At 72.2% G+C, this 22,258-nt stretch carries 24 protein-coding genes; 15 read left to right on the plus strand and 9 right to left on the minus strand.

The window, feature by feature from the left end:
- The first annotated feature begins 56 nt into the window (after window positions 1-56).
- The 5 genes from J2S59_RS18430 (at window position 57) to J2S59_RS18450 (ending at window position 4,882) form a co-directional block, all read left to right on the plus strand.
- Window positions 57-1,187, plus strand: a complete 1,131-nt coding sequence (locus tag J2S59_RS18430; RefSeq protein ID WP_306825373.1) for a YibE/F family protein — start codon at window positions 57-59, stop codon at window positions 1,185-1,187.
- On the plus strand, window positions 1,184-2,461 hold the full coding sequence (aroA, locus tag J2S59_RS18435; protein ID WP_068122935.1) for a 3-phosphoshikimate 1-carboxyvinyltransferase: 1,278 nt from the start codon (window positions 1,184-1,186) through the stop codon (window positions 2,459-2,461). Before J2S59_RS18430 ends, aroA begins: the two co-directional genes overlap by 4 nt.
- Window positions 2,458-3,453, plus strand: a complete 996-nt coding sequence (gene rsgA / locus J2S59_RS18440) for a ribosome small subunit-dependent GTPase A (RefSeq protein WP_068122940.1) — start codon at window positions 2,458-2,460, stop codon at window positions 3,451-3,453. Before aroA ends, rsgA begins: the two co-directional genes overlap by 4 nt.
- A 34-nt stretch (window positions 3,454-3,487) precedes the next feature.
- A complete protein-coding gene (hisN, locus tag J2S59_RS18445) occupies window positions 3,488-4,378 on the plus strand; it encodes a histidinol-phosphatase (RefSeq protein WP_068122943.1) in 891 nt (296 codons plus the stop codon).
- Between the two features lie 69 nt (window positions 4,379-4,447).
- On the plus strand, window positions 4,448-4,882 hold the full coding sequence (locus J2S59_RS18450) for a CBS domain-containing protein (RefSeq protein ID WP_068122944.1): 435 nt from the start codon (window positions 4,448-4,450) through the stop codon (window positions 4,880-4,882).
- 94 nt (window positions 4,883-4,976) lie between these two features.
- On the opposite strand, the gene J2S59_RS18455 is transcribed toward J2S59_RS18450, so the two are convergent.
- Together J2S59_RS18455 and J2S59_RS18460 are read right to left on the minus strand one after the other, a co-directional pair.
- A complete protein-coding gene (locus J2S59_RS18455) occupies window positions 4,977-6,446 on the minus strand; it encodes an HNH endonuclease signature motif containing protein (protein ID WP_306825374.1) in 1,470 nt (489 codons plus the stop codon).
- Between the two features lie 205 nt (window positions 6,447-6,651).
- Window positions 6,652-7,119 (minus strand): YqeB family protein, encoded by a 468-nt coding sequence (locus J2S59_RS18460; RefSeq protein WP_306825375.1) that lies wholly within the window; start codon window positions 7,117-7,119, stop codon window positions 6,652-6,654.
- Window positions 7,120-7,177: 58 nt separating this feature from the next.
- On the opposite strand from J2S59_RS18460, the gene J2S59_RS18465 reads away from it, so the two are divergent.
- The gene (locus J2S59_RS18465) at window positions 7,178-7,546 is read left to right on the plus strand and encodes an FKBP-type peptidyl-prolyl cis-trans isomerase (RefSeq protein WP_068121874.1); all 369 of its coding nucleotides are present in this window, start codon (window positions 7,178-7,180) and stop codon (window positions 7,544-7,546) included.
- Window positions 7,547-7,552: 6 nt separating this feature from the next.
- Here the strand turns inward: J2S59_RS18465 and J2S59_RS18470 are convergent, their stop codons facing one another.
- Both J2S59_RS18470 and J2S59_RS18475 read right to left on the minus strand, forming a co-directional pair.
- Window positions 7,553-7,789, minus strand: a complete 237-nt coding sequence (locus tag J2S59_RS18470; RefSeq protein WP_068121876.1) for an RNA-binding S4 domain-containing protein — start codon at window positions 7,787-7,789, stop codon at window positions 7,553-7,555.
- 262 nt (window positions 7,790-8,051) lie between these two features.
- The gene (locus J2S59_RS18475) at window positions 8,052-9,308 is read right to left on the minus strand and encodes a DUF445 domain-containing protein (protein WP_068121878.1); all 1,257 of its coding nucleotides are present in this window, start codon (window positions 9,306-9,308) and stop codon (window positions 8,052-8,054) included.
- A gap of 53 nt (window positions 9,309-9,361) precedes the next feature.
- Between J2S59_RS18475 and J2S59_RS18480 the strand changes: the two genes are divergently transcribed.
- Window positions 9,362-9,772, plus strand: a complete 411-nt coding sequence (locus tag J2S59_RS18480; RefSeq protein ID WP_068121879.1) for an FAD synthase family protein — start codon at window positions 9,362-9,364, stop codon at window positions 9,770-9,772.
- A gap of 117 nt (window positions 9,773-9,889) precedes the next feature.
- Window positions 9,890-10,048, plus strand: a complete 159-nt coding sequence (locus J2S59_RS18485) for a hypothetical protein (protein WP_181642110.1) — start codon at window positions 9,890-9,892, stop codon at window positions 10,046-10,048.
- A 13-nt stretch (window positions 10,049-10,061) separates the two neighbouring features.
- Here the strand turns inward: J2S59_RS18485 and J2S59_RS18490 are convergent, their stop codons facing one another.
- Window positions 10,062-10,685 carry a LysE family transporter gene (locus tag J2S59_RS18490; protein WP_068121881.1) on the minus strand — a complete coding sequence of 208 codons (624 nt, stop codon included), beginning with the start codon at window positions 10,683-10,685 and terminating at the stop codon, window positions 10,062-10,064.
- 37 nt (window positions 10,686-10,722) lie between these two features.
- On the opposite strand from J2S59_RS18490, the gene J2S59_RS18495 reads away from it, so the two are divergent.
- Complete coding sequence (locus J2S59_RS18495) at window positions 10,723-12,699, plus strand: oxidoreductase (RefSeq protein ID WP_306825376.1); 1,977 nt, start codon at window positions 10,723-10,725, stop codon at window positions 12,697-12,699.
- Between the two features lie 10 nt (window positions 12,700-12,709).
- Here J2S59_RS18495 and J2S59_RS18500 read toward each other — a convergent pair whose 3' ends face one another.
- Complete coding sequence (locus J2S59_RS18500) at window positions 12,710-13,963, minus strand: hypothetical protein (RefSeq protein WP_306825377.1); 1,254 nt, start codon at window positions 13,961-13,963, stop codon at window positions 12,710-12,712.
- Complete coding sequence (locus J2S59_RS18505) at window positions 13,960-14,454, minus strand: SigE family RNA polymerase sigma factor (protein WP_068119234.1); 495 nt, start codon at window positions 14,452-14,454, stop codon at window positions 13,960-13,962. Before J2S59_RS18505 ends, J2S59_RS18500 begins: the two co-directional genes overlap by 4 nt.
- 136 nt (window positions 14,455-14,590) lie before the next feature.
- Between J2S59_RS18505 and J2S59_RS18510 the strand changes: the two genes are divergently transcribed.
- The 5 genes from J2S59_RS18510 to J2S59_RS18530 are packed head-to-tail and all read left to right on the plus strand — an operon-like array spanning window position 14,591 to window position 18,894.
- Window positions 14,591-15,934, plus strand: a complete 1,344-nt coding sequence (locus J2S59_RS18510; RefSeq protein WP_306825378.1) for a flavin-containing monooxygenase — start codon at window positions 14,591-14,593, stop codon at window positions 15,932-15,934.
- Window positions 15,931-16,539, plus strand: a complete 609-nt coding sequence (locus J2S59_RS18515) for a TetR/AcrR family transcriptional regulator (protein ID WP_068122110.1) — start codon at window positions 15,931-15,933, stop codon at window positions 16,537-16,539. Before J2S59_RS18510 ends, J2S59_RS18515 begins: the two co-directional genes overlap by 4 nt.
- On the plus strand, window positions 16,536-17,468 hold the full coding sequence (locus tag J2S59_RS18520) for an alpha/beta hydrolase (RefSeq protein ID WP_306825379.1): 933 nt from the start codon (window positions 16,536-16,538) through the stop codon (window positions 17,466-17,468). Before J2S59_RS18515 ends, J2S59_RS18520 begins: the two co-directional genes overlap by 4 nt.
- Window positions 17,465-18,136 carry a PaaI family thioesterase gene (locus tag J2S59_RS18525; protein ID WP_306825380.1) on the plus strand — a complete coding sequence of 224 codons (672 nt, stop codon included), beginning with the start codon at window positions 17,465-17,467 and terminating at the stop codon, window positions 18,134-18,136. The genes J2S59_RS18520 and J2S59_RS18525 overlap by 4 nt, the downstream gene beginning before the upstream one ends.
- Window positions 18,133-18,894 (plus strand): SDR family NAD(P)-dependent oxidoreductase, encoded by a 762-nt coding sequence (locus J2S59_RS18530; protein ID WP_068120996.1) that lies wholly within the window; start codon window positions 18,133-18,135, stop codon window positions 18,892-18,894. Before J2S59_RS18525 ends, J2S59_RS18530 begins: the two co-directional genes overlap by 4 nt.
- Before the next feature lie 22 nt (window positions 18,895-18,916).
- Here J2S59_RS18530 and fadD1 read toward each other — a convergent pair whose 3' ends face one another.
- The gene (gene fadD1, locus J2S59_RS18535) at window positions 18,917-20,509 is read right to left on the minus strand and encodes a fatty-acid--CoA ligase FadD1 (protein WP_068120998.1); all 1,593 of its coding nucleotides are present in this window, start codon (window positions 20,507-20,509) and stop codon (window positions 18,917-18,919) included.
- 115 nt (window positions 20,510-20,624) lie between these two features.
- On the opposite strand from fadD1, the gene J2S59_RS18540 reads away from it, so the two are divergent.
- Entirely contained in the window at window positions 20,625-21,167 is a 543-nt protein-coding gene (locus tag J2S59_RS18540) for a TetR/AcrR family transcriptional regulator (RefSeq protein ID WP_220138454.1), read from the plus strand.
- A 3-nt stretch (window positions 21,168-21,170) separates the two neighbouring features.
- On the opposite strand, the gene J2S59_RS18545 is transcribed toward J2S59_RS18540, so the two are convergent.
- Window positions 21,171-22,154 (minus strand): alcohol dehydrogenase catalytic domain-containing protein, encoded by a 984-nt coding sequence (locus tag J2S59_RS18545; protein ID WP_068121001.1) that lies wholly within the window; start codon window positions 22,152-22,154, stop codon window positions 21,171-21,173.
- Window positions 22,155-22,258 lie beyond the last annotated feature (104 nt).

Below are 22,258 nucleotides of genomic sequence, written 5' to 3' on the forward strand. Positions count from 1 at the left end.
CTGACCACGGTGGCCGGATCGACCTGCCGCGCCGGGTGGTCCTCGGCCTCGCCGCCGTGGTCCTCCCGCTCGTCGCGATCACCGCCGTCGCGCTCGTGGTCCTCTGGCCCAGCGGCGACGTCGAACGACCGGAGGGCTACGAGCGACCCGAACGGGTGACCGGCACGGTCGAGGCCCTCCAGCCCTGCTCCCCCGAGCTGGCCGACGTGGTCGGCCAGGGCGCGTCGGGCACGTGCACCTCGACCCGGGTGCGACTCGACGCGAACGCCGAGCACACCGGCGCCTCGGCCGGAGACGTCGTCGAGGCGCCGCTGCCGATGGGCACCGGCGCACCCCGCGTCGAGGCGGGTGACGACGTCGTCCTGTTCCACTCCCCCGGTGGTCTCGAGGCGGTGCAGTGGTCGATCGCCGACTTCGACCGCTCCACGCCCATGTATCTGCTCATCGCGCTCTTCGCGGTCGCGGTGGTGGCGTTGTCGCGGTGGCGCGGGGTCGCCTCGCTGCTGAGCCTCACGGCGTCGCTAGCGCTGGTGATCTGGTTCGTCCTGCCCAACCTGCTCGAGGGGCGTTCGCCGCTGCTCGTGGCGATCGTGGCGGCCTCCGGCGTCATGGTCGTGACGCTCTACCTCGGGCACGGCATCCGGGCGGTCACGTCCGTGGCGTTCATCGGCACGCTGCTCTCGCTCGTGCTGGCCGGGGTGCTCGGCGCGTACTTCTCGGCGGCTGCGCAGTTCACCGGCTTCAGCAACGAGTCGGTCACCTTCCTCAGCGCGTTGCGGGAGGACCTCGACTACGAGGGCCTGATCCTGGCCGGTCTGATCATCGGTGCGCTCGGCGTGCTCGACGACGTGACCGTGACCCAGGCGGCGGCGGTGTGGGAGCTGCGCGCTGCGGACCCGACGGCCTCGCGACGACGCGTCTTCCGGGCCGCCATGCGCATCGGCCGCTCACACGTGACGGCGGCGGTCAACACGCTGTGTCTCGCCTACGCCTCCTCGATGCTCCCGCTGCTGCTCCTGCTGAGCCTGACGTCCTCGGACTTCGGCAGTGCGTTGTTGTCGGACGGGATCGGCCAGGAGGTGCTGCGCGGCCTCGTCGGGAGTCTCGGCATCGTCGCCGCCGTGCCGATCACGACCGCCATCGCCGTCCTCATCGCCGGACGCCCGGGCCTAGACTCCGAGCGATGACTCCTGCCGATCACCGCGACACGTGGCCGGCGCCGTACGCCGCGGCGCCGGTGGTCGCCGACGTCCGCCTGCCGGGCTCGAAGTCGCTCACCAACCGTGCCCTCGTGCTCGCCGCGCTCGCCGATCGCCCGTCCGTGCTGCGCGCCGCCCTGCACTCCCGCGACACCCAACTGATGGCCGCGGCTCTGACCGCGCTCGGTGCCGAGGTGGACAGCGCGGGCGCCGACTGGACCGTGACGCCGGGTGCGTGGCGCGGTGACGTCGACGTCGACTGCGGGCTCGCCGGCACCGTGATGCGGTTCGTGCCGGCCCTCGCCGCACTGTCCTCCGGCCCGGTCCGCTTCGACGGCGACCCGCACGCCCGGACGCGGCCGATGGGCGCGGTGCTCGGCGGTCTGCGCGACCTCGGGGTCGACGTCGACGACGACCGACGCGGGACGCTGCCGTTCGTCGTCCACGGCACAGGTGCGGTCAAGGGCGGCTCGGTCACGATCGACGCGTCGTCCTCGAGCCAGTTCGTGTCCGCCCTCCTGCTGGCCGCTCCGGCGTACGACGAGGGCGTGGACGTGCGCCACGAGGGCGGACCGCTGCCGTCGCTGCCCCACATCGACATGACGGTCGCGTGCCTGCGCGAGCGTGGCGTCGAGGTCGACGACAGCGAGCCTGCCCGGTGGCGCGTCGCGCCCGGTCCGGTGACCGCGCTCGACACCGTCATCGAGCCCGACCTGTCGAACGCCGGACCGTTCCTGGCGCTCGCGGCCGCGACCCGCGGGTCGGTGCTGGTGCGCGACTGGCCGGCCACGACGACCCAGGCCGGCGACGCCTGGCGCGACCTCCTCGTGCAGCTCGGTGCCGAGGTGAGCGTCGAGGCCGACGGCCTGCGCGTGACGGGTCGCGAGCTGCACGGCATCGATGTGAACCTGCACGACGTCGGTGAGCTGACCCCGGTGGTCGCCGCGCTCTGCGCATTGGCGGACTCCCCCTCGGTGCTGCGCGGGGTGGCCCACATCCGCGGTCACGAGACCGATCGGCTCAAGGCGCTGGCCACCGAGATCAACCGCCTCGGGGGCGAGGTCACCGAGACCGACGACGGCCTGCGGATCCGGCCTGCTCGGCTGCACGGGGGCACGTTCCGCACGTACGCCGACCACCGCATGGCGCATGCCGCGGTCGTGCTCGGCGCCGCCGTCCCCGACGTACGGGTCGAGGACATCGCGACCACCAGCAAGACCTTCCCGGACTTCGCCGGGACGTGGGCGGGCATGTTCGCGTGAGCCCGCGGTTCGACGCCCACGACCCGGAGAGCTACGAGCGCCCGCGTCGCCGTACGCGCCCCCGCACCAAGGACCGGCCCAGCTACGACGACGCCGTGCCGGCGCGGGTGACCACCGTCGACCGCGGCCGCTACACGTGCCTGCTCGACGACGGCACGGTTGTCACCGCGATGAAGGCCCGCCCGTTGGGCCGCAAGGCCGTCGTCGTCGGTGACCGCGTTCGCCTGGTCGCGGACACCACCGGGGCCGAGGGCACACTGGCGCGCATCGCGTTGGTCGACGAGCGCACCACCGTCCTGCGCCGCAGCGCGGACGACGACGACCCCGTTGAGCGGGTGATCGTCTCCAACGTCGACCAGCTGGTGGTCGTCGCGGCCCTCGCCGACCCCGAGCCGCGCCCCCGGCTCATCGACCGCGCGATCGTGGCGGCGTACGACGCAGGGATGGATCCGCTGCTCTGCCTCACCAAGCCGGACCTCGCCGACCCCGAGACGCTGCTGGAGATCTACCGCCCGCTCGACGTGCCGTGGGTGGTGACCCGCGCCGGCACCGAGCTCAGCGACCTGCGCGAGCGCCTGGCCGGCCGCACGAGCGTGCTCATCGGCCACAGCGGCGTCGGCAAGTCGACCCTGGTCAACGGTCTGGTGCCTGGCGCGGCCCGCTCGACGGGGCACGTCAACGCCGTCACCGGCCGCGGCCGGCACACCTCGACGTCGGCGATCATGCTGGAGCTGCCCGGCGGTGACGGGTGGATCGTCGACACCCCCGGCATCCGGTCGTTCGGCCTCGCCCACGTCGACGCCGAGCGGCTCATCGACTTCTTCCCGGACCTCGAGGTCCACACGGATGCCTGCTCCCGCGGTTGTGGGCACGGGTACGACGCCCCGGAGTGCGGCCTCGACGAGGCGCTGGCCGCGGGTGACACCACGCCAGGGCGGGTCGACTCGTTCCGGCGGCTGCTCGCGAGCCGCGAACGCGCCGAGGGGGACTGAGCATCCGGGCGTGTCGGCCGCTACGGTGACCCGCATGGCCTCTGGTGACCGTGCTCCGGACTACACCGACGACCTGCGCCTCGCGCACGTCCTGGCCGACGACGCGGACTCCCTGACCGGTCACCGGTTCAAGGCACTCGACCTGCACGTCGCCCGCAAGCCCGACCTCACACCGGTCACCGACGCCGACCGCGCCGTCGAGGAGGGGATCCGCCGTACTCTCTCCCGCGCCCGGCCGCGGGACGCCGTCACCGGCGAGGAGCACGGCACGACCGGCAGCGGCTCGCGCCGCTGGATCGTGGACCCGATCGACGGGACCAAGAACTTCGTGCGGGGCGTGCCCGTCTGGGCGACGCTGATCGCGCTGGCCGTCGACGACGAGGTCGTCGTCGGTGTCGTCTCGGCTCCGCAGCTCAACCGGCGCTGGTGGGCGTCGAAGGGTGGGGGGGCGTGGACCGGCCGCTCGTTGCTGCGCGCCACGGCCTGCCGCGTCTCCGACGTCGACGACCTCGCCGACGCGTCGTTCTCCTACTCCTCCCTCACCGGGTGGGAGCAGGCCGGACAGCTGCAGGACTTCCTCGCGCTGAGCCGGCGCTGCTGGCGGACCCGGGCGTACGGCGACTTCTGGTCCTACATGCTCGTGGCCGAGGGTGCGGTCGACATCGCCGCGGAGCCCGAGCTGGAGACCTACGACATGGCGGCGCTCGACGTGATCGTGCGCGAGGCCGGGGGGACGTTCACCTCCCTGGCGGGCACGCCGGGGCCGTGGGGCGGCAACGCAGTGGCGACCAACGGCCGGTTGCACGACCAGGCGCTCTCCTACCTCGGCGCGGTGCCGGACGGAGACGACCCCGACGTCGTACGCCCCGAGCAGGGTGTGTTGCACGACCTCTCGGCACGTCGGCGCAGGTCCGAGGACCAGTAGGCGGCCAGCCCCTTCTCAGTTCCGGTTTGCGTGGGTACCGTCGGAATCTGCCGACCAGCGAGGTGTCCCATGCGCATCCACGACGTGCTCCAAGCCAAGGCGATCTCCGAGGTCATCACGGTCGGCCCCGACGCCGGCGTACGGGACCTGCTCGCGCTCCTCGCCGAGCACAACGTCGGTGCGCTGATCGTCAGCGCCGACGGCACCTCGCTCGACGGCATCGTCAGCGAGCGTGACATCGTCCGACACCTGCACCACGACGGCACGGTGGTCAACAACACCGTCGGCGCGATCATGACGGCCGTCGTGCAGACCTGCACTCCCGACACGACCGTCGACGAGCTGATGGCGACGATGACCTCGATGCGCATCCGCCACGTGCCCGTCGTCGAGGACGGCGCGCTCGTCGGCATCGTCAGCATCGGGGACGTGGTCAAGCACAAGATCGACCGGCTCGAGTTCGAACGCGACCAGCTCGACTCCTACGTCAACCAGGGCGCCTGACGGGCTTCGGGCATGCCGGCGCGCCCGCGCGGGTCCTGGTCGGTCGAGCTGCTCATTGCTGGTCGAGACCCGCGCGGGCGTCGGGGCGGGATCGCTAGGTCGGTGGGTCGGTGCCGCCGGGTCCGGCGACGTACTCGATGAGGAAGTCGTGGAGGTAGATCTCCATGGTCGATCGAGCGAAGCGATGTCCTGAGCTTGTCGAAGGGTCGAGATCACGAGCATCTGATTGGACGAGGTCGTGGCTGTCTCGGACGGGTCGTCCCCACCGGTCCCACCACGCATAGGTGCCGTTTGACCTGCGTTGGTAGGTCCAGCCCATGTGGGTCTTGAGCCGGTGATGTGAACGGCATAGCGGAGCCAGATTTCCCAGATGGGTCTGGCCGGGTGGGCCGCCGTCCTCGAGCGGGACGTAGGGGTCGATGTGGTCGGCGTCGCAGGCTCTGGCGGTGGTGGTGCAGCCGGGGAACACGCAGACCTCATCGCGCAGGATCATCGCTTCGCGCATCCACGCCGGCGGATCGTGCTGATCCACGGCTTGGTCGGTGTTGGTGTCGATCACCGGACGCAGGACGATGCGTCCGGATCCGACACCACCCGGACGGGTCAACCACTCGCCCATCCGGGCCAGCGTGATGGGTCCGAGCTTCTCGATGCTCGCCCCGTGGTCGACCCCGGCACTGGTCATGGTGGCGAGATCACTCAGTGAGCAGTGGACGTAGATGTTCGCGACCCGGCTCGTCGTGCCTGGTGTCTTGGTCTTCGTTGTGCCGTGCGAGCCGGTGTCGGGGAGGGTGCCGTTGAGGAAGTCCATCGCGAGCTGGGGGTCGAGCAGCGTCCCGACGGCCTTGGCGCGGCGGGCCTGGTGGTCGTCGGTGTCTCCTGCGGCCTTCAGTCCTGCGGCGATGGTGTCGAGGGTCTGGTCCAACAGCTCGGCATCGGGTGCGTCGAGGGTCATGTGCACCCCACGCAACAGGCCTTGGCAGGTGTCGGGGTCGAGCCAGACCCCGCGGCCGTCCTGGCGGCGTTGCTCGCGTTGGGCGAAGAGTTCGGTGTCGAACTTCTTGATTGCCTCATCGACGAGCTGCGGGGCGGCGTTGTTGGGCTTGCGCTTCTGCAGGCGGTGCGTCAGCTGCGCATCGACCCAGGTTGCGCCCTCGAAGCTCAGCGTGCGGGTCTCCTTGGCCACGGCCCGGACCCGCCACGCTTCGGTCTTGCCCTCGACCATCTGCGCCCACAGGCGCGGAAGGCGGTGGGCGATCTCGATCGCGTCTCCGAGCAGCTGGCGGGCGGACTGCAACGGCATGCGCAGGTGTCCGGAGAGCTCGCTGGCGGCGTACTCGCTCAGGATCGGTGCGCCCTCACCCGCGAGCGCCACCATCCGCTCGGGGTCGTGGCGGAACGCTTTCGTGGCCTCGGCCAGGGTGCCGGCTTCGTAGAGGCCGGCGAGGTGGTTGGCGATGAGCAGGTCGTCGACGTCGAGGCGGTCGCGCGTGGCGCGGTTGGAGCGCAGCGTTTCCCAGGCTTCGGCTTTGCCGAAGTTCTCCAGGTCGCCTCGATCGAGCATGGTCTTAGTGAAACAGGCGGCGCCGACAGTCACCCTGGCCTCGATACACCGGTCACCGGGTTGGTCGAGTGCCGCGAACGAAGTGAGTGGTGTATCGAGACCCCCATGGTTGAGCGGGAACGCCACCCCCACGAGTCTCGATACACCGGTCTCGGCCAGCGCCTCGACCGGCACTCGACCACCTCACTACGGCCGCGAACCGCTCCTAGTCGGACTCGTACGGGTACCCGTGCGCGGTGAAGGCCTCGCGGACGGCGTCCTTGCTGGCCTCGACCTTCTTGGCGAACAGCACGCGGCCCTCGCGCCCGTCGATGTGGACCTTGCCGCCGTCGCGGTGGACCCCGGTGATCTCGCTGCGGGCGAGGGTGCGGCGGTCGGAGCCGTGGGTGATGACCACGGCGTCAGGACCGATCTCGAGGCGGTACTCGTCCTCCACGACGACGACGGCGAGGACCAGGCCGAGGAGGAGACCGACGGCCGGACGCGCGACGTGCATCCACGGGTCGTCGAGGCCACCCATCCAGCTCAACGCGTCGCCGAACGGCACGAACGGGAGGTCGGCCAGCCACTGCGCGACCCATGGCGTCACGCCGAGCAGGATCGCGCCACCGAGGCTGAAGAGCACGAAGATCCAGATACGGTCCTCGCGGGTGTAGCCGAGGGTCGTGGTCACCCCGGCAGGCTAGACCCCGCGACGGCGCGCCGCATCCGGGAGCCCGTAGGGTCGAGATATGAGCGAGAAGCCTGAGATCGACTTCCCCGGCGAGGTCCCCTCCGACCTGGTCATCACCGACATCACCGAGGGCGACGGACCCGTCGCCGCGGCCGGCCAGACGGTGCGCGTGCACTACGTCGGCGTCGCGCACTCCACCGGCGAGGAGTTCGACGCCAGCTACAACCGCGGCGAGCCGCTGACCTTCCGCCTCGGCATCGGCCAGGTCATCAGCGGCTGGGACACCGGCGTGCAGGGCATGAAGGTCGGCGGGCGGCGCCAGCTCGTCATCCCGCCGCACCTCGGGTACGGCGATCGCGGCGCGGGCGGCGTGATCAAGCCCGGCGAGACGCTGATCTTCGTCGTCGACCTGCTCGCGGTCAGCTGACCTGACCTACCAGGGGAGGTCGTCTGCGACCGGTCCGGCCGTGACCCGCACGACCTCCCCGCCCAACTGGACCTCGTCACCGGGCCGCAGCTGCCGCCCGCGACGGGTCTCCACCTCGCCGTTGACCTGGACCTGGCCGTCCGCGATGACCTGCTTGGCGTCCGCGCCGGCGTCCACGAGGTCGGCGAGCTTGAGGAACTGCCCCAGGCGGATCGACTCGTCACGCAACCCCACGTCTCGCATGTCTCGACTCTAGCGACGCGAAATCCGGTTGCCGCAGCCCGCCGCCCGCGCCAGTCTCGTCCGGTGTTCATCCGACGAGAGATCCGGCCTACTACACGCGGTTCGGCTTCGTCCCCGCGAGCTCGTTGAGCATCACGGCTCCGGATCCCGCGTGGGGCGACTACTTCCAAGCCCGGCCGCTGACGGCGTACGACGGTCGCGGCGGCGCGTTCCGCTACGCCGCTCCGTTCGACCGGCTGTAGCCGCCGGCGTCACGACGCCGTCACAGCACCTCGCTGATGGCATGGATCAGCAGACCCACGAGCCCGCCGACGACGGTGCCGTTGATCCGGATGAACTGCAGGTCGCGCCCGACATGCAGCTCGATCTTGCGCGCCGCCTCGTCGCCGTCCCACTTCTCGATCGTGGTCGTGATGACAGTCGTCAGCTCGCTGCCGTAGCGCTCGATGGCGAACACCGCCGCGTCCGCGACACGGCGGTCGAACCGCTCGCGCAGCGCTGCGTCGGTCACGAGCAGCTCGCCGAACCGCTGCACCTCCGTCAGCGCCCTTCGGCGTACGGCGCCCTCGGGGTCCTCGAGTGCGTCGCGCAGGGCCGTGCGCAAGCCGGTCCACAACGACAGGCCGCTGTCGACCAGCGCAGGCTGCGCCAGGATCCGCTCCTTGAGTCGCTCCGCACGCTCCTGGGTCTCCGCGTCCTCGAGCAGGTCGGTTGCGAGCTGGGCGAGCAGGCTGTCGAGGGCGAGCCGTGCCGAGTGCCGCGGGTCGTCGCGGATGTCGGCCATCCACCGCACCGCCTCGGTGTGCAACCGACGGGTCACCGCGTCGTTGAGCCGTTCGGGGGCCCACCAGGGCGCCCGCTCGGCGATCACGTCGGTGAACGTGTCGCCGTGCAGCGTCAACCAGCGGTAGCCCTCCTCGACGACCAGGTCGACGAGGCCGTGGTGGGCACCGTCGCGCACCACCTCGGCGAGCAGGCTGCCGGCGACGGGACTGATGGGTTCGCTGCGCAGCCGCGGAAGGATCGCCTCCTCCACGAGCGCTCGGACGTCGTCGTCGCGGACCTTCGTCAGCCCCAGGTGCACGAGAGTGGCCGCCTCGTCGACCACGCGGCGCGCGTGCCGCTCCTCGCGCAGCCACCGACCGACGCGCACCGTCACCTCAGCGGACTCGACGCGCTCGCGCACGATGCCGGCGTGCAGGAAGTTCTCTCCCACGAACTCCTCCAGCCCGCGGCCCAGCATCTCCTTCTTGCGCGGGATGAGGGCGGTGTGCGGGATGGGGATGCCCAGGGGATGGCGGAACAACGCGGTGACCGCGAACCAGTCGGCGATCGCGCCGACCATCGACGCCTCCGCGGCCGCGTTGACGTAGCCCCACGCGCCGCCGTCACCGTGGGTGAGCACGTAGACGATCGCCGCGATCACGAGCAGCGAGCTCGCGACCGCGCGCATCCGGCGCAGGGCGCGCCTGCGCTCCTGCTCCGCTGCGGGGTCCCCCGCGACCAGTGGTATCGACATCGGCGCGAACCTACCGCGCACCTCGCAGCGCCATGCGTGGAAGGATGCGCGCCATGACCGATCGCCCCACCACCGTCGTCACGTTCGGGACCTTCGACGTCTTCCACGTCGGGCACCTGCGCGTGATCCAGCGCGCGGCGTCCCTCGGCGACCGGCTCATCGTCGGCGTCTCCTCCGACGCGCTCAACGCCAAGAAGAAGGGCCGCGCTCCCGTCTTCTCCCAGGGTGAGCGGATGGAGATCGTGGCCTCCCTCAAGCCCGTCTCCTCGGTCTTCCTCGAGGAGAGCCTCGAGCAGAAGCGCGAATACCTCCTCACCCACCAGGCCGACGTGCTGGTCATGGGTGACGACTGGGCCGGCCGGTTCGACGACCTGGGCGACATCTGCGAGATCGTCTATCTGCCGCGCACACCGGCCATCTCGACCACCGCGCTGATCGAGAAGATCGCCGACCTCAGCGGCTGACACCGAATCTTCACCGCACGCGCCCCCGCGCGTTACAGAGCGTTACGGGGGTGAAATCTCGCTCGCGCACCATCCTCTCAACGGGTCACCACCCACCCCGCACGAGAGGAGCCCACCATGGCCGAGCACGACGACATCACCGCCCGCCACCGCACCTCCGCACGTCCCCAGCACGGACGCGCCGGACTCCCGAGCACGCTGTCGCGACGTGAGGAGATGCGCGAGATCCTGCCGCTGGCCGATCACCTGGCCCAGGCGGTCACCTGGGGGGTGTGAACCGGTCGCTCGGTCACAGACCGAGCGCCACCGGCCCGAACTCCACCCCCATGGCGACGCCGGCACCGACGAGGAGCGCCCCTGCCACCACCAGGGCTCGTCGGTAGCCGGCGTCGCGCATGCGGCGGCGCCCCATCCCCACGAGCAGGGCCAGCACCGCCTTCGCTCCCACGATGCCGACGTAGAACGCGACCACGAAGATCGCACCCACGCTGAGGGAGTCGCGTCCATAGGAGATCGCGAGCGGACCGAGCACGGTCAGCCACGACACCCACGGGTGCGGGCTCACGATGTTGACCAGGAAGGCGCGGCGCAGCGTCACCCACGCCGGCTCCCGCACCAGCTCCCCTGCGGCCAGCGTCGCGGCACGGGCGTCCAGGACCGTGCGTACGCCGATCGCCACGACCAGCACGGCGCCCACGAGTCCCAGCACCGCCAGTGGCCGCTCGGGCACCTGTCGCAGCAACGTCAGCGCCAGCACCACCACGAGCGCGTCGGACAGCACCGGCACCCCGGCCGTCAGCAGACCGGCGCGTACGCCGGAGCGCAGCGTGACCGTGACGACCAGCACGAGCAGCGGGCCCGGCCCCACGCCGGCGGCGGCACCCAGGGCCAGGCCGGCCAGGAGTCCATCCACCTGCGGCAGCGTAGTGCCCTGTGCCAGGCTGCGGCCCGTGATCCACGACGCACCCGCCGCCGGGTTCCCGCACCTGCTCGCACCCGGTCGGATCGGCTCGATGGAGATCCGCAACCGCGTCGTGATGTCGCCGATGGAGACGCTCTACGGCACCCCGGAGGGTCTGCCGTCGGAGCGCACCCGCGCCTACTTCGCCGCCCGCGCACGCGGCGGGGTCGGCCTGATCACCGTCGGCGCTACCGGGATCGACCATCGCCACCCCGAGACACCCGGCGGGCTCCACATCGCCACCGACGACGCCGTCGCCGCGCACCGGGCGCTCGTCGAGGAGGTCCACGCCCACGGCGCACGGATCCAGCCGCAGATCGTGCACGCCGGACCCGACGGGCTCGGGCCGGAGATGTTCGGCGTCGACTCCCTGGGCCCGTCGGTCGTGGCGTCGTACCTCACCGGTCGACCCTCGCGGCCGCTCGAGGAGGCGGAGATCGCGGGTCTGCTCGACCAGTACCGCGCCGCCGCCCGCCGGGTGCGCGAGGCCGGGTACGACGGACTCGAGCTGCACGCCGCCCACGGCTACATGATGCTCGGCTCGTTCCTCGCCCCCCAGCGCAACCGGCGCACCGACGGCTATCGCGGCGACCGCCCCGAGGGGCGGCTGCGCCTGCTGCTCGAGGCCCTCGCGGCGATCCGCTCGGAGGTCGGCACCGACTTCCCGGTGACGCTGCGCATCTCCGGCTACGAGCGCGTCGCGGGCGGGCGCCCGATGTGGGAGACCGCCCGCTCCGCCCCGACCCTGGTGGCCGCCGGTGTCGACGCCTTCCACGTCAGCGGTGGCGTGATCGACCGCTATGTGACCCGGATGGTCAACGGCGCCGACGACGGCGACGGCCTCAACGTCGGCGCCGCCGCGGCCGTCCGCGAGGTCGTCGACGTCCCGGTTATCGCGGTCGGACGCATCCACGACCCGGCCCTGGCGGAGCGGGTCCTGGCCGAGGGACGCGCCGACTTCGTCGCCATGGCCCGTCCGCTGCTGGCCGACCCCGAGCTGCCCGCCAAGCTGGCATCGGGCAGCGCCGCCCGCGTCCGGCAGTGCATCAGCTGCGAGAACTGCATCGACGCGATGGAGCTGCGCTTCAGCGTCGACTGTGCGGTCAACCCGCGCACGGGCCGCGAGCTCGAGCTCACGCCGCTCCCCTCCGCCGTACGCCGACACGTGGTCGTCGTCGGCGGTGGGCCGGCCGGCCTGGAGGCCGCACGGGTCGCGGCCCTGCGCGGGCATCGCGTGTCGCTGCTCGAGCGCAGCGACCACCTCGGCGGCGCGCTGGCCCTGTCGGCCGTCGTGCACCCCGAGAACGCGCCCTTCCTCGCTTGGCTGCGGGCCGAGGTCGAGGCCGCGCCCGGCATCGACCTGCACCTGGGGACCGAGGCCGACGCCGCCTCGATCGCCGACCTCGCTCCCGACGCTGTCGTCGTCGCCACCGGTGGCCGGGTCGTCGCCCCCGCGTTCGAAGGCGCGGGACTGGCGCACGTGCGCGACCCCGCCGCAATCCGAGCCTGGCTCGCCGGCACCGGCCCCGAGCCGTCGCCGGGCGCCCGCATCGCCGTCGTCGTCGGCGGCACGCTGGCGGGCAGCCAGGTCGCCGAGCACCTCGCCGGGCGCGGGCACCGCGTCGCCATCCTGGAGGAGGGGACCACACTCGCGCCCGAGGTCGGCTGGAAGCGCAGGAGCGAGCACATGGACCGCCTCGACCGGCTCGGTGTCACCGTCCACACCGAGGTCACCCTCGACCGCGTCACCGCAGAGGGTGTCGCGTTCACCCCCGCGGGCGGGAGTCCGCGGATCCTGCCGGCCGACGAGGTCTGGTTGGCCGGCACCCCCGAGGCCGCGACCGACCTGGCCGACGACCTCGGCGCCCGCCTGGGCGTGCCCGTCCACGCGATCGGCGACTGCACCGGCCCGCGGCTGATCCAGGGCGCGGTCGAGGACGCCGCCCGGGTCGCCACCGGCCTGTGAGCGGGCGCTGCTACCAGCTGTCGGCGAGCACCCCGGGGGCCACCCCTACCCAGGACATCGCCGTGTCGCCGGTCGCCAACCGGGTGAAGGAGTGCTCGCGGAAGTCCCACGCCACCAGGTGCCAGCTCTCCTCCCCCAGCTCCATCGTGCGGAAGTCCATCGGTCCCACGAGCAGCAGCACGGTGTCCTCGTCGAGGAAGCCCTGGGGCCGTAGATGACCGTTGTCGGTGTAGACCGCGCTCCTGTCCCGGATCGGCGCGTAGGCGAGGACCTCGCCGGTGGCGGCGTCGACGACCATCGGTCCGCCGTTCCCGGGCAGTCCCCCACCCCCGCCGCTCATCGCCATCAGCCCGTGGGCCGTCACGATCCGGTCTCCCCAGTGCAGGAAGCGCGTCTCGCTCACGACCGTCTCGCCGTCCCACACCCGCAGGTCCTGGTCCTCCCAGCGCCGGTGCACGATCGGTCCTTCCGGGTCGATCGCCAGGCCGGTCCCGTACTCGCCGCCGTACGGCGCTCGGCGCGACGAGCCGTCGAGACCCACCAGCCAGGTGCCGCGCCAGTGCAGCACGGCGACCTGCTGCTCCCCGGGCATCCAGCGCAGCTCGGGTGGCCAGTCCGACGGACCGGCGAGGGGGTCGGGCCAGGCGATCGTGCGTTGCTCGCCCGCGGCGAGGTCGACGACGAGGATGCCCGCGTCGGTGGGATGGGCCAGCAGTCGCCCGTCGTGGCTGAGCGCGGGCGTCACGAGGCGGTTGGTCCCACTGACCGCCTCGACGGTGCCCGGCACCGACCGCCAGGTGCCGTCGACCGCGAGCAGGCGCACGTCGCGCCCCTCCTCCGGCCAGGCGAGCACTGCCGCCCCGATCGGCTGCTCGAGCACGCTCGGCGCCGTGGCCGGTGGCTCCACGTCCATCGGGAGGACCGTCTCCCGCACCGGCGCGTCCACGACCGTGAAGGGGTCCCAGCGCGCCAGCACCGGGTCGTGCGTCTCAGCCGGGGCCGACGCCGTCGGTGCCGGGTCGGGCACGTCGGCCGGCATCAGTCGGTCGGAGCCGTCCATCCGGGTCACGCCGACGACCACGCCCACGACGACGGCGGCCGCCGCAAGGCTCGCCAGCGTGGCACGACGCCTGGACCGTCGCTGTCGTGCGAGGTCCAGCACCGTCCCGGCGTACGACGGCTCGATCCGGTCGGTCGCTCGCTCGAGGACCTGCCGCAGACCCGGCTCGGTCGCGCCCTGGTCGCCAGGGTCGTGCTCGGTCATGACGTCCTCCCAATCAGGTCCAGCAGCTCCGGGGCACCGGCACGCAGCCGGGCCAGCGCGGCCGCGTTCTGGCTCTTCACCGCGCCGACGGAGACACCGAGCACCTCGGCGGTCCGACGTTCCGACAGGTCGTCGAAATGCCGGAGCACCAGCACCGCCCGCTGCGCCGCGGTGAGCCGCGCGAGCGCCCGGCGTACGACGAGCTCGGTCTCCGGCTCCGACGAGACCAGGGCCGTCGACACCACCTCGGCGACTGGCCGCTCCTGGTTGCGCCTCAGGCGGGCGGCCGAGATGTGGTCACGCACGAGGATGGTGCGCGCGTACGCCGTCGGGTTGCCGTCGCGCAGCCGCCGCCACCGCAGCGCCACCTTGACCAGGGCCTCCTGGACCAGGTCCTCGGCGCGGTGCAGGTCGCCGGTGAGCAGGTACGCCGAGCGCAGCAGCGGCCGCTGGGCACCCGTGACCCAGTCGCTGAACCCCTGGTCGTCCATCCCGCCTCCTCGCCCCGTCACCCGATCCAACGCGACGACGGACCCTCTTGGTTGGCGCCACCGGCGAGAACAATCGCGTGACCCAGATCACCCGAAGTGATTGACGCGTGTCAACAACGCTCCCTACGCTCCGGCCATGTCCTCACGCCCCGGCCCCACCGTCGCCGTCATCGGCGCCGGCATCAGCGGCCTGACCTCGACCAAGATGCTCGGCGACTACGGCATCGCGCACACGACCTTCGAGGTCTCCGACCGGGTGGGCGGCAACTGGGCGTTCCGCAACCCCAACAACATGAGCAGCGCCTACCGGTCGCTGCACATCGACACCTCGAAGCACCAGCTGTCGTTCCGCGACTTCCCGATGCCCGAGGACTACCCCGACTTCCCCCACCACACCCAGATCAAGGACTACCTCGACTCCTACGCCGACGCCTTCGGCCTGCGCGAGCGCATCGAGTTCTCCAACGGCGTCGAGCGCGCCGAGCGCCGCCCCGACGGCGGGTGGGACATCCACGACCAGGCGGGCACGACGCGGCGGTTCGACCTGCTGGTGGTCGGCAACGGCCACCACTGGGACCCGCGCTACCCCGACTTCCCGGGCGAGTTCAGCGGCGAGGTGATCCACTCCCACTACTACGTCGACCCGCGCGAGCCGCTGGACCTGCACGGCAAGCGCATCCTGGTCGTCGGTCTCGGCAACAGCGCCGCCGACATCGTCGTCGAGCTGTCGTCGAAGGCCTACGAGAACGAGGTCGTGCTCTCGACCCGCTCAGGCGCCTGGATCGTGCCGAAGTACTTCGCCGGCACCCCGGCCGACAAGTACTACAAGACCACGCCCTACCTGCCCCTGTCCTGGCAGCGGAAGTTCGTGCAGGTCATGCAGCCGCTCACCGCCGGCCGGCCCGAGGACTACGGCCTGCCCACCCCCAACCACAAGTTCTTCGAGGCCCACCCGACCCAGTCGGTGGAGCTCCCGCTGCGACTCGGCTCCGGCGACGTCACCGCCAAGGGCGACATCACCCGCCTCGACGGCAGCCGCGTCCACTTCGTCGATGGCACCAGCGCCGAGTTCGACGTGATCATCTACGCCACCGGCTACAACATCACCTTCCCGTTCTTCGACCCTGCGTTCCTGTCCGCGCCCGACAACCGGATCCGGCTCTACAAGCGGATGTTCAAGCCCGGTCTCGACGACCTGGTCTTCGTCGGCTTCGCGCAGTCCACGCCCACGCTCTTCCCGTTCGTGGAGGCCCAGTCCCGGCTCGTGGCGGCGTACGCCGCGGGGCTCTACCGGCTGCCCGGCGTCGAGGAGATGGAGCGCGTCATCGAGGCCGACGAGCAGCTCTACATCGGCCACATGCACGACTCCGCCCGGCACACCCAGCAGGTCGACTTCTTCCGCTACGAGCACCAGCTGCGCACCCAGGAGCTCCCCGAGGGCCGCCGGCGTGCGGCCACGCTGGGTCCGGCCTTCGCGTGAGCGGTCCCGACCGCGCAGACCGGGCCGACCGGCGGCGTACGGCGTTGCTCGAGGCCCTCGACGAGCTGTTGCAGGAGCACCCGCTCGCTCAGATCAAGATCGCCGACATCTCCCACCGCGCGGGGGTGACCCGCTCGGCGTTCTACTTCTACTTCGACTCCAAGGCGATCGCCGTCGCCGCGCTGATGAGCGAGGTGTACGACGAGCGGTTCGTCGCCACCACCCTGCTGCGCGCCGAGGACGAGACGCCGCAGGCCCGCATCGATGCCGGGCTGCGGGCGATGTTCGACGTCGTCACCGAGCGCGCACACCTGCACCGCGCCCTGGGCGACGCCCGCAACACCGATGCGACGGTCCGCGCGCTCTGGGACGCCGACCGCAGCAGCTTCGTCGGCCCGGTCGTGGAGCTGATCGAGGCCGAGCGGGCGGCCGGCAACGCCCCTGCGGGTCCTGATGCCGCAGCCCTCGCGACCCTGCTGCTGGAGCTCAACGACCGCGTCCTCGAACGCGTCGCGCGGGGCAGCGAGCTCGACGTACGCCCTCAGTTGGACGCGGTGATCGCGATCTGGCTGCGCTCGATCTACGGTTCAGGAGGAACCGCATGACCCCCACCGCCACCCCCGCCACGATCCGCGTCCCCCTCGGCGGCGACGAGCTCGACGTGTGGCACTTCGCCGCCGCCCACGACGAGCTCGGCTCCCCCGCCGGCCGGCCCGCCGTGGTGATGGCCCACGGCCTCGCCGGCACGAAGGACTCCGGGCTCGCGCCGTTCGCGGAGGCACTCGCCGGCGTCGGCTTCGAGGTCTTCGCGTTGGACTACCGCGGCTTCGGGGCCAGCTCCGGGGCCCCGCGCCAGCAGGTGAGGGTCGCCCGCCAGCTGGACGACTTCCGCGCCGTGGTCGCCCACGCCCGCGCGCTCGACGCGGTCGATGCCGCCCGGATCGCGGTGTGGGGGGTCTCCCTCGCCGGTGGACACGTTCTCACCCTCGCCGCGACCGACCCGCGGATCGCGGCCGTCGTCTCCCTCACGCCGCTCGTCGACGGGCTGGCCGCCGGACGGCACGCGATGGCCCACCACCGACCGACGGCGATGCTGCGCAGCAGCGCGCTCGGGGTGGCGAGCAAGGTCGCCGCCGCACGCGGCCGGCCCGCGCGCACGATGCCCGTGGTCGCGCGGCCCGGCGAGCTCGGTGCGCTCACGCTCGACGGCTGCCTCGAGGACTACACCGCACTCGCCGGACCGACCTGGCGCAACGAGGTCGACGCCGCCGTCGGCCTCGAGCTCGGCAGCGTCCGCGCCGGTCGGGACGCCAAGGCGGTGACCTGCCCGACGCTGGTCCAGATCGGCGACCTCGACCGCAGCGCCCCGCCCCACGCCGCCGGCAAGGCGGCCTTCGCCGCCCGGGCCATCGTCCACCACTACCCGTGCGACCACTTCGACGTGTGGCCGGGGAAGGCCTGGCACGACGCGGCGGTCCGGCACCAGGTCGCGTTCCTGACCCGGGTCCTCGCCCCGGCGGTGGTCAGCCGATGACCGAGCTGACGGACGGGGACTCCATCGGCGGGTTCACCTACCGCGAGATCCCGACCGTCGAGGTCGACGCCGTCGAGGCCCGCTTCCTGCCGCTGGCGGAGGCCGTACGCCGACTCAACGATGCGGTCATCCGGTCGACCGCCGACGACACCCTGCTCACCGACGCCGTCGCCCGGATCGACGAGCTCACCCGCCAGCTCGGCGAGGGCGCACCACCCGGCCCGGTCGGCACCTGCTTCAACCACGAGGGCCGCTCCTGGAGCTGGGGCAACGCGGCCGTGGGCGAGCGCAACGCCGTCGCCCCACCCCTGTATCTGCGCTTCGTCGACGACACCCACGTCGTCGGCGAGGCGGACCTCGGTCCGGCGTACGAAGGGCCGCCCGGCATGGTCCACGGCGGCGTCTCCGCCCTCCTGCTCGACCACCTGATGGGCGTGACGGCCAGCCACCGGCACACGCAGACCGCGTTCACCGGCACGCTCACGATGCGCTACGAGGCGACGCTCCCGCTGGGCAAGGTCACCTTGCACGCCGAGCTCGTGAAGCAGGAGCGCCGCAAGATCGACGTCGAGGCGACCATCGTCGCTACCGACGGCACCGTCGCCATCCGCGCCCACGGTGTCTTCATCACGCCGCGGTGGGCGGCCGAGCTGTCGGAGGATCGATGACCAGTCGTGCTGTCGTGCTCGGAGGCGCTTCGGGCATCGGGGCGGCCACTGCCCGGGCGCTGGCGGCAGCAGGTCACGCCGTGACGGTCGCCGATCTCACCGAGGAGGGTGCCGGCGCGGTCGTCGACGACCTGCCCGGCACCGGCCACGCCGCCCGGCGCTGCGACGTCACGGTCGAGACCGATGTCGACGCCCTGCTGAGCGAGGCCGGGGCCGATGGCAACCTCACGGCCGTGGTCAACAGCGCAGGGTCCAGCACCCTCGGGCTGCTCACCGAGCTCGACGAGGCGGAGTTCCGCCGGGTGGTCGACATCTGCCTGCACGGCGCCTTCCTGGTGCTCAAGCACGCCGGTCGCCACGTCGCCGACGGCGGTGCGATCTGTTCGCTGACCTCGCTCAACGCCCGCCAGCCCGCGGCTGGCTTCGGCCCCTACTGCGCCGCGAAGGCCGGCCTGGTGATGCTGACCGAGGTCGCCGCGCTCGAGCTGGCGCCGCGCGGCGTGCGCGTCAACGCCGTCTCCCCCGGGCTCGTGGACACACCGCTCACCGCACCCGCGATGGACATCCCCGGCGTGCGCGAGGACTACCTCGCCAACACCCCGCTCGGCCGGGCCGGCACCGCCGCGGAGGTCGCCGACGCCGTGCTCTTCGCGCTCACGACCCCGTGGCTGACCGGGGAGGCGATCGACCTCAACGGGGGCGCCCACCTGCGCGCCTACCCCGACGTGCACGGGCACGTGGTGCGCGCGTTCGGCTGAGCGCGCGCACCACGGCCCCGCGTCAGACGCCCGCGGGCTCCTGGACCTCCGTGTAGGACCGTCCGCGCTCCTCGCGGGCCCACAGCACCCCGTTGTCGGCCACGGGGCCCTGCTTGATGAGCTCGCGCTTGAGCACCTTGTTGGTCGCCGTCGACGGCAGCTCCGGCGCGATGCGGACGTAGCGCGGCCATGCCTTCGGCGAGAGGTCCGGCTGCGCTGCCAGGAACTCCTCGAGCTCGGCCGGCGTCAGCGTCGCCTCGTCGCGGAGCACGATCGCGGCCATCACCTGGTCGCCGACCCGCTCGTCGGGGACGGCGTACACCGCCACCCGGCTCAGCGGCTCCAGCCGCATGAGGATGCGCTCGATCGGGGCGGCCGCGAGGTTCTCCCCGTCGACCCGCATCCAGTCCGCCGTACGCCCGGCCAGGTAGACCCAACCGTCCTTGTCCCGGTAAGCCAGGTCACCGGACCAGTACATCCCGTGCCGCATCCGCTCGGCGTTGGCCTGCTCGTTGTTGTAGTAGCCGACGAAGTAGCCCGCGCCCTGGGTGTTGACCAGCTCCCCGATCGCCTCCTCGGGATTGAGCAGCACCCCGTTGTCGTCGAACTCCGCGGGCGCGCACTCGGTGACGGTGCGCGAGTTGTAGATCGCCACGCCCTCGGCGCCCTTGCCGATCGAGCCCTGCGGGGTGCCCTCCTCCCGGGTGACCATCACGGCGGTCTCGGTCGAGCCGTAGCCGTCCCAGACGATGCAGTCGAAGCGCCGGCTGAACTCGTCGATGTCGCGGTCGGAGGCCTCGTTGCCGAACGCCACGCGCAGCGGCAGGTCGGCGTCACCGGGTTGCTCGGGGGTCGCCAGGATGTAGGCGAGCGGCTTGCCGACGTAGTTCATGTAGGTCACGCCGTAGCGGCGTACGTCGTCGACGAACCGGCTGGCGGAGAACTTGGCCGGCACCATCGCCGCGCCGCTGTTGATCGCCACCGACCAGCCGGCCAGGATGCCGTTGGAGTGGAACATCGGCATCGACAGGTAGCAGACGTCGTCGGGCCCGATGGAGTATTTGTCGGCCAGCATCAGCCCGGCGAAGACGGCCATCAGGTTGCCGACCTGCACCGCCTTCGGGTCACCGCTCGTGCCGGAGGTGAAGATCAGCATGAACGGGTCCATGGCCTCGGTCTCGCGCAGGACTCGGAACGGTCCCGCCGCAGCCACCTCGTCGGCCCACGCCGCTCCCTCCACCTCGACGACCTGGACATCGCCGAGGTCGAGGCCGTCGAGCAGCTCGCGGTGCTCATTGTCGACCAGCAGCACCTGGACGTGCGCACGCTGGATGTCGCCGACCAGGCCGTCCCCGCGACGGGTGCTGTTGATCCCGGCGAGGACGTAGCCGGCCAAGCCGGCGCCGGCCAGCGCCTGCAGCATCTGCGGGGTGTTGGCCAGCAGCGTGCCGACGTGCGCCGGACGGTCCGGGTCGAGACGCGCCATGATGGCCGAGGCCTCCTGCTGGGCCCGGGCCAGGTGCTCGCGCCACGACAGCACCATGTCCCCCGACAGGACGCCGGGCTGGTCGTCCTGGAGCCGCTCCCTCAGCTGCTGCTGCACCGTCTCCGCCACGTCGTTCCTCCACCTCGACCGGTCGGCGCCGCCGGACGCCGTTGACGCGTGTCAACCTAAGATGTGGCGTGGCTCACGTCCAGCGGAAGTCCCGGTTTGGTCCACACTGGACCCCATGTCGTCGCCGACCCGTGCCGCCATCGCACACGCGGCGCGACGGCGCTTCGCCCGCGACGGCTACACCGCGACGTCGGTGCGCTCGGTCGCCGCCGACGCCGGGATCGACCCCGCGCTGGTGATCCGGCACTTCGGCTCCAAGGAGCAGCTGTTCCTCGAGACGGTCGCGTTCCAGGGCCTGTTCACCGACGTCCTCGCCGGACCGCTCGATGGACTCGGCGCCCGGCTGGTCGCTGCGGTGGCCAGCGGTCGCGACGGCGAGCTGTTCGCGCCGTACCGCGTGCTCATGCGGGCCACCGACTCCGAGCGCGTGCGGCTGCGCCTGCTCGAGGCGATGGAGGCGATGTTCGTCGCACCTCTGGCTCCGCGCCTGCCGGGACCCCAGCCGGACCTGCGGGCGCGGCTCGTCGCCGCCCAGGTCTCCGGCCTGCTCGACCTGCTGGTGATCCTCGAGGAGCCGCAGGTGCTCGCGACCCCGCCCGCCGACCTCGCGGCGGCCTACGGCCGGGCGATCCAGGCGCTGCTCGACGCGCCGGCCTGACGCTCAGGGGACGACGAGCACCTTCGCGTCGCCCGACCCCGCCGCCAGGTCGACGACCACGGCGTCGAGCTCGTCGAGACGCACCCGGCGCGAGATCATCCGCATCGCCTCGGGCAACCGTCCGGCGGCCAGCAGCCGAGCGGCTGCGAAGAACTCCGCGCGGCGGTAGTACGACACGAAGTGCAGCTCGACGTCCTTGACCACACCGGCCACCGGCGACACCGGGTCGGGATCGACGCACACGCCTGCGACCACGCCGCGACCGCGCGGCGCGAGCGCCTCGATGACCGTCGCCAGCATCCCTGGCACGCCGACGCACTCCACCACCACGTCGTACGCCGCCCCCACCGGCTCCGTGGTCGGGTCGAGCACCGCGGTGGCCCCCACCGCGAGCGCGAGGTCGCGGCGCGCGGCCGAGACCTCGGAGACGACGACCTCGAGGGCGCCGGCGCGCGCGGCCCACAGCGCGACGGTCAGGCCGACGGGGCCGGCGCCGACGACCAGCACCCGCTCCCCCGGCGCGACCCGCGCCCGGTTGACGGCGTGCAGGCCCACGGCGAGCGGCTCGACCAGGGCGCCGAGCTCGAGGTCGAGGTCCGCCGGCAGGGCGACCGCCTCCGCGGCGTCGACGACCACCAGCTCGGCGAACCCACCGGGCGCCCCGCCGACACCGATCGCCGCCACGCGCTCGCAGCGCGCCGGATCGCCCAGGCCGCAGTCCGCGCAGGCACCACACCCCAGCACCGGAAGAGCGGTCGCAGGCGTGCCCACCGGCCACGCCTCGGCGACGTCCGTGCCGGCGGCGACGACGGTGCCGGCGTACTCATGCCCCATCACGGTGCCCTCGGGCATCCACCCGTGTGCCTTGAGGTCGGAGCCACAGACCCCGCACGCCGCGACGCGCAGCAGCAGCTGACCGGGGCCCGGGACCGGGTCCGGGAGCTCGCGGACGACGAAGGTTCCCCCGGCACAGACCGCAGCGCGCATGGCGCGACGGTAGGGGTGACTGCGCATCTCGTCAACAGCGTTGACAACGCCCCACGGCCCCGCGAGAGGATGTAATCTAGAACACGTTCTCGTCAGCGAAAGGC

Source organism: Nocardioides massiliensis (genome assembly GCF_030811215.1).
Classification (GTDB): Bacteria; Actinomycetota; Actinomycetes; order Propionibacteriales; family Nocardioidaceae; genus Nocardioides_A; species Nocardioides_A massiliensis.

What these genes read in the sequence shown, in the direction of transcription:
- aroA (WP_068122935.1), top strand. Translation starts at nt 1,184, where the DNA reads ATGACTCCTGCCGATCACCGCGACACGTGGCCGGCGCCGTACGCCGCG.
- hisN (WP_068122943.1), top strand. Translation starts at nt 3,488, where the DNA reads ATGGCCTCTGGTGACCGTGCTCCGGACTACACCGACGACCTGCGCCTC.
- J2S59_RS18450 (WP_068122944.1), top strand. Translation starts at nt 4,448, where the DNA reads ATGCGCATCCACGACGTGCTCCAAGCCAAGGCGATCTCCGAGGTCATC.
- J2S59_RS18455 (WP_306825374.1), bottom strand. Translation starts at nt 6,446, where the DNA reads ATGCTCGATCGAGGCGACCTGGAGAACTTCGGCAAAGCCGAAGCCTGG.
- J2S59_RS18465 (WP_068121874.1), top strand. Translation starts at nt 7,178, where the DNA reads ATGAGCGAGAAGCCTGAGATCGACTTCCCCGGCGAGGTCCCCTCCGAC.
- J2S59_RS18470 (WP_068121876.1), bottom strand. Translation starts at nt 7,789, where the DNA reads ATGCGAGACGTGGGGTTGCGTGACGAGTCGATCCGCCTGGGGCAGTTC.
- J2S59_RS18475 (WP_068121878.1), bottom strand. Translation starts at nt 9,308, where the DNA reads ATGTCGATACCACTGGTCGCGGGGGACCCCGCAGCGGAGCAGGAGCGC.
- J2S59_RS18480 (WP_068121879.1), top strand. Translation starts at nt 9,362, where the DNA reads ATGACCGATCGCCCCACCACCGTCGTCACGTTCGGGACCTTCGACGTC.
- J2S59_RS18485 (WP_181642110.1), top strand. Translation starts at nt 9,890, where the DNA reads ATGGCCGAGCACGACGACATCACCGCCCGCCACCGCACCTCCGCACGT.
- J2S59_RS18500 (WP_306825377.1), bottom strand. Translation starts at nt 13,963, where the DNA reads ATGACCGAGCACGACCCTGGCGACCAGGGCGCGACCGAGCCGGGTCTG.
- J2S59_RS18505 (WP_068119234.1), bottom strand. Translation starts at nt 14,454, where the DNA reads ATGGACGACCAGGGGTTCAGCGACTGGGTCACGGGTGCCCAGCGGCCG.
- J2S59_RS18510 (WP_306825378.1), top strand. Translation starts at nt 14,591, where the DNA reads ATGTCCTCACGCCCCGGCCCCACCGTCGCCGTCATCGGCGCCGGCATC.
- J2S59_RS18520 (WP_306825379.1), top strand. Translation starts at nt 16,536, where the DNA reads ATGACCCCCACCGCCACCCCCGCCACGATCCGCGTCCCCCTCGGCGGC.
- J2S59_RS18525 (WP_306825380.1), top strand. Translation starts at nt 17,465, where the DNA reads ATGACCGAGCTGACGGACGGGGACTCCATCGGCGGGTTCACCTACCGC.
- J2S59_RS18530 (WP_068120996.1), top strand. Translation starts at nt 18,133, where the DNA reads ATGACCAGTCGTGCTGTCGTGCTCGGAGGCGCTTCGGGCATCGGGGCG.
- J2S59_RS18540 (WP_220138454.1), top strand. Translation starts at nt 20,625, where the DNA reads ATGTCGTCGCCGACCCGTGCCGCCATCGCACACGCGGCGCGACGGCGC.
- J2S59_RS18545 (WP_068121001.1), bottom strand. Translation starts at nt 22,154, where the DNA reads ATGCGCGCTGCGGTCTGTGCCGGGGGAACCTTCGTCGTCCGCGAGCTC.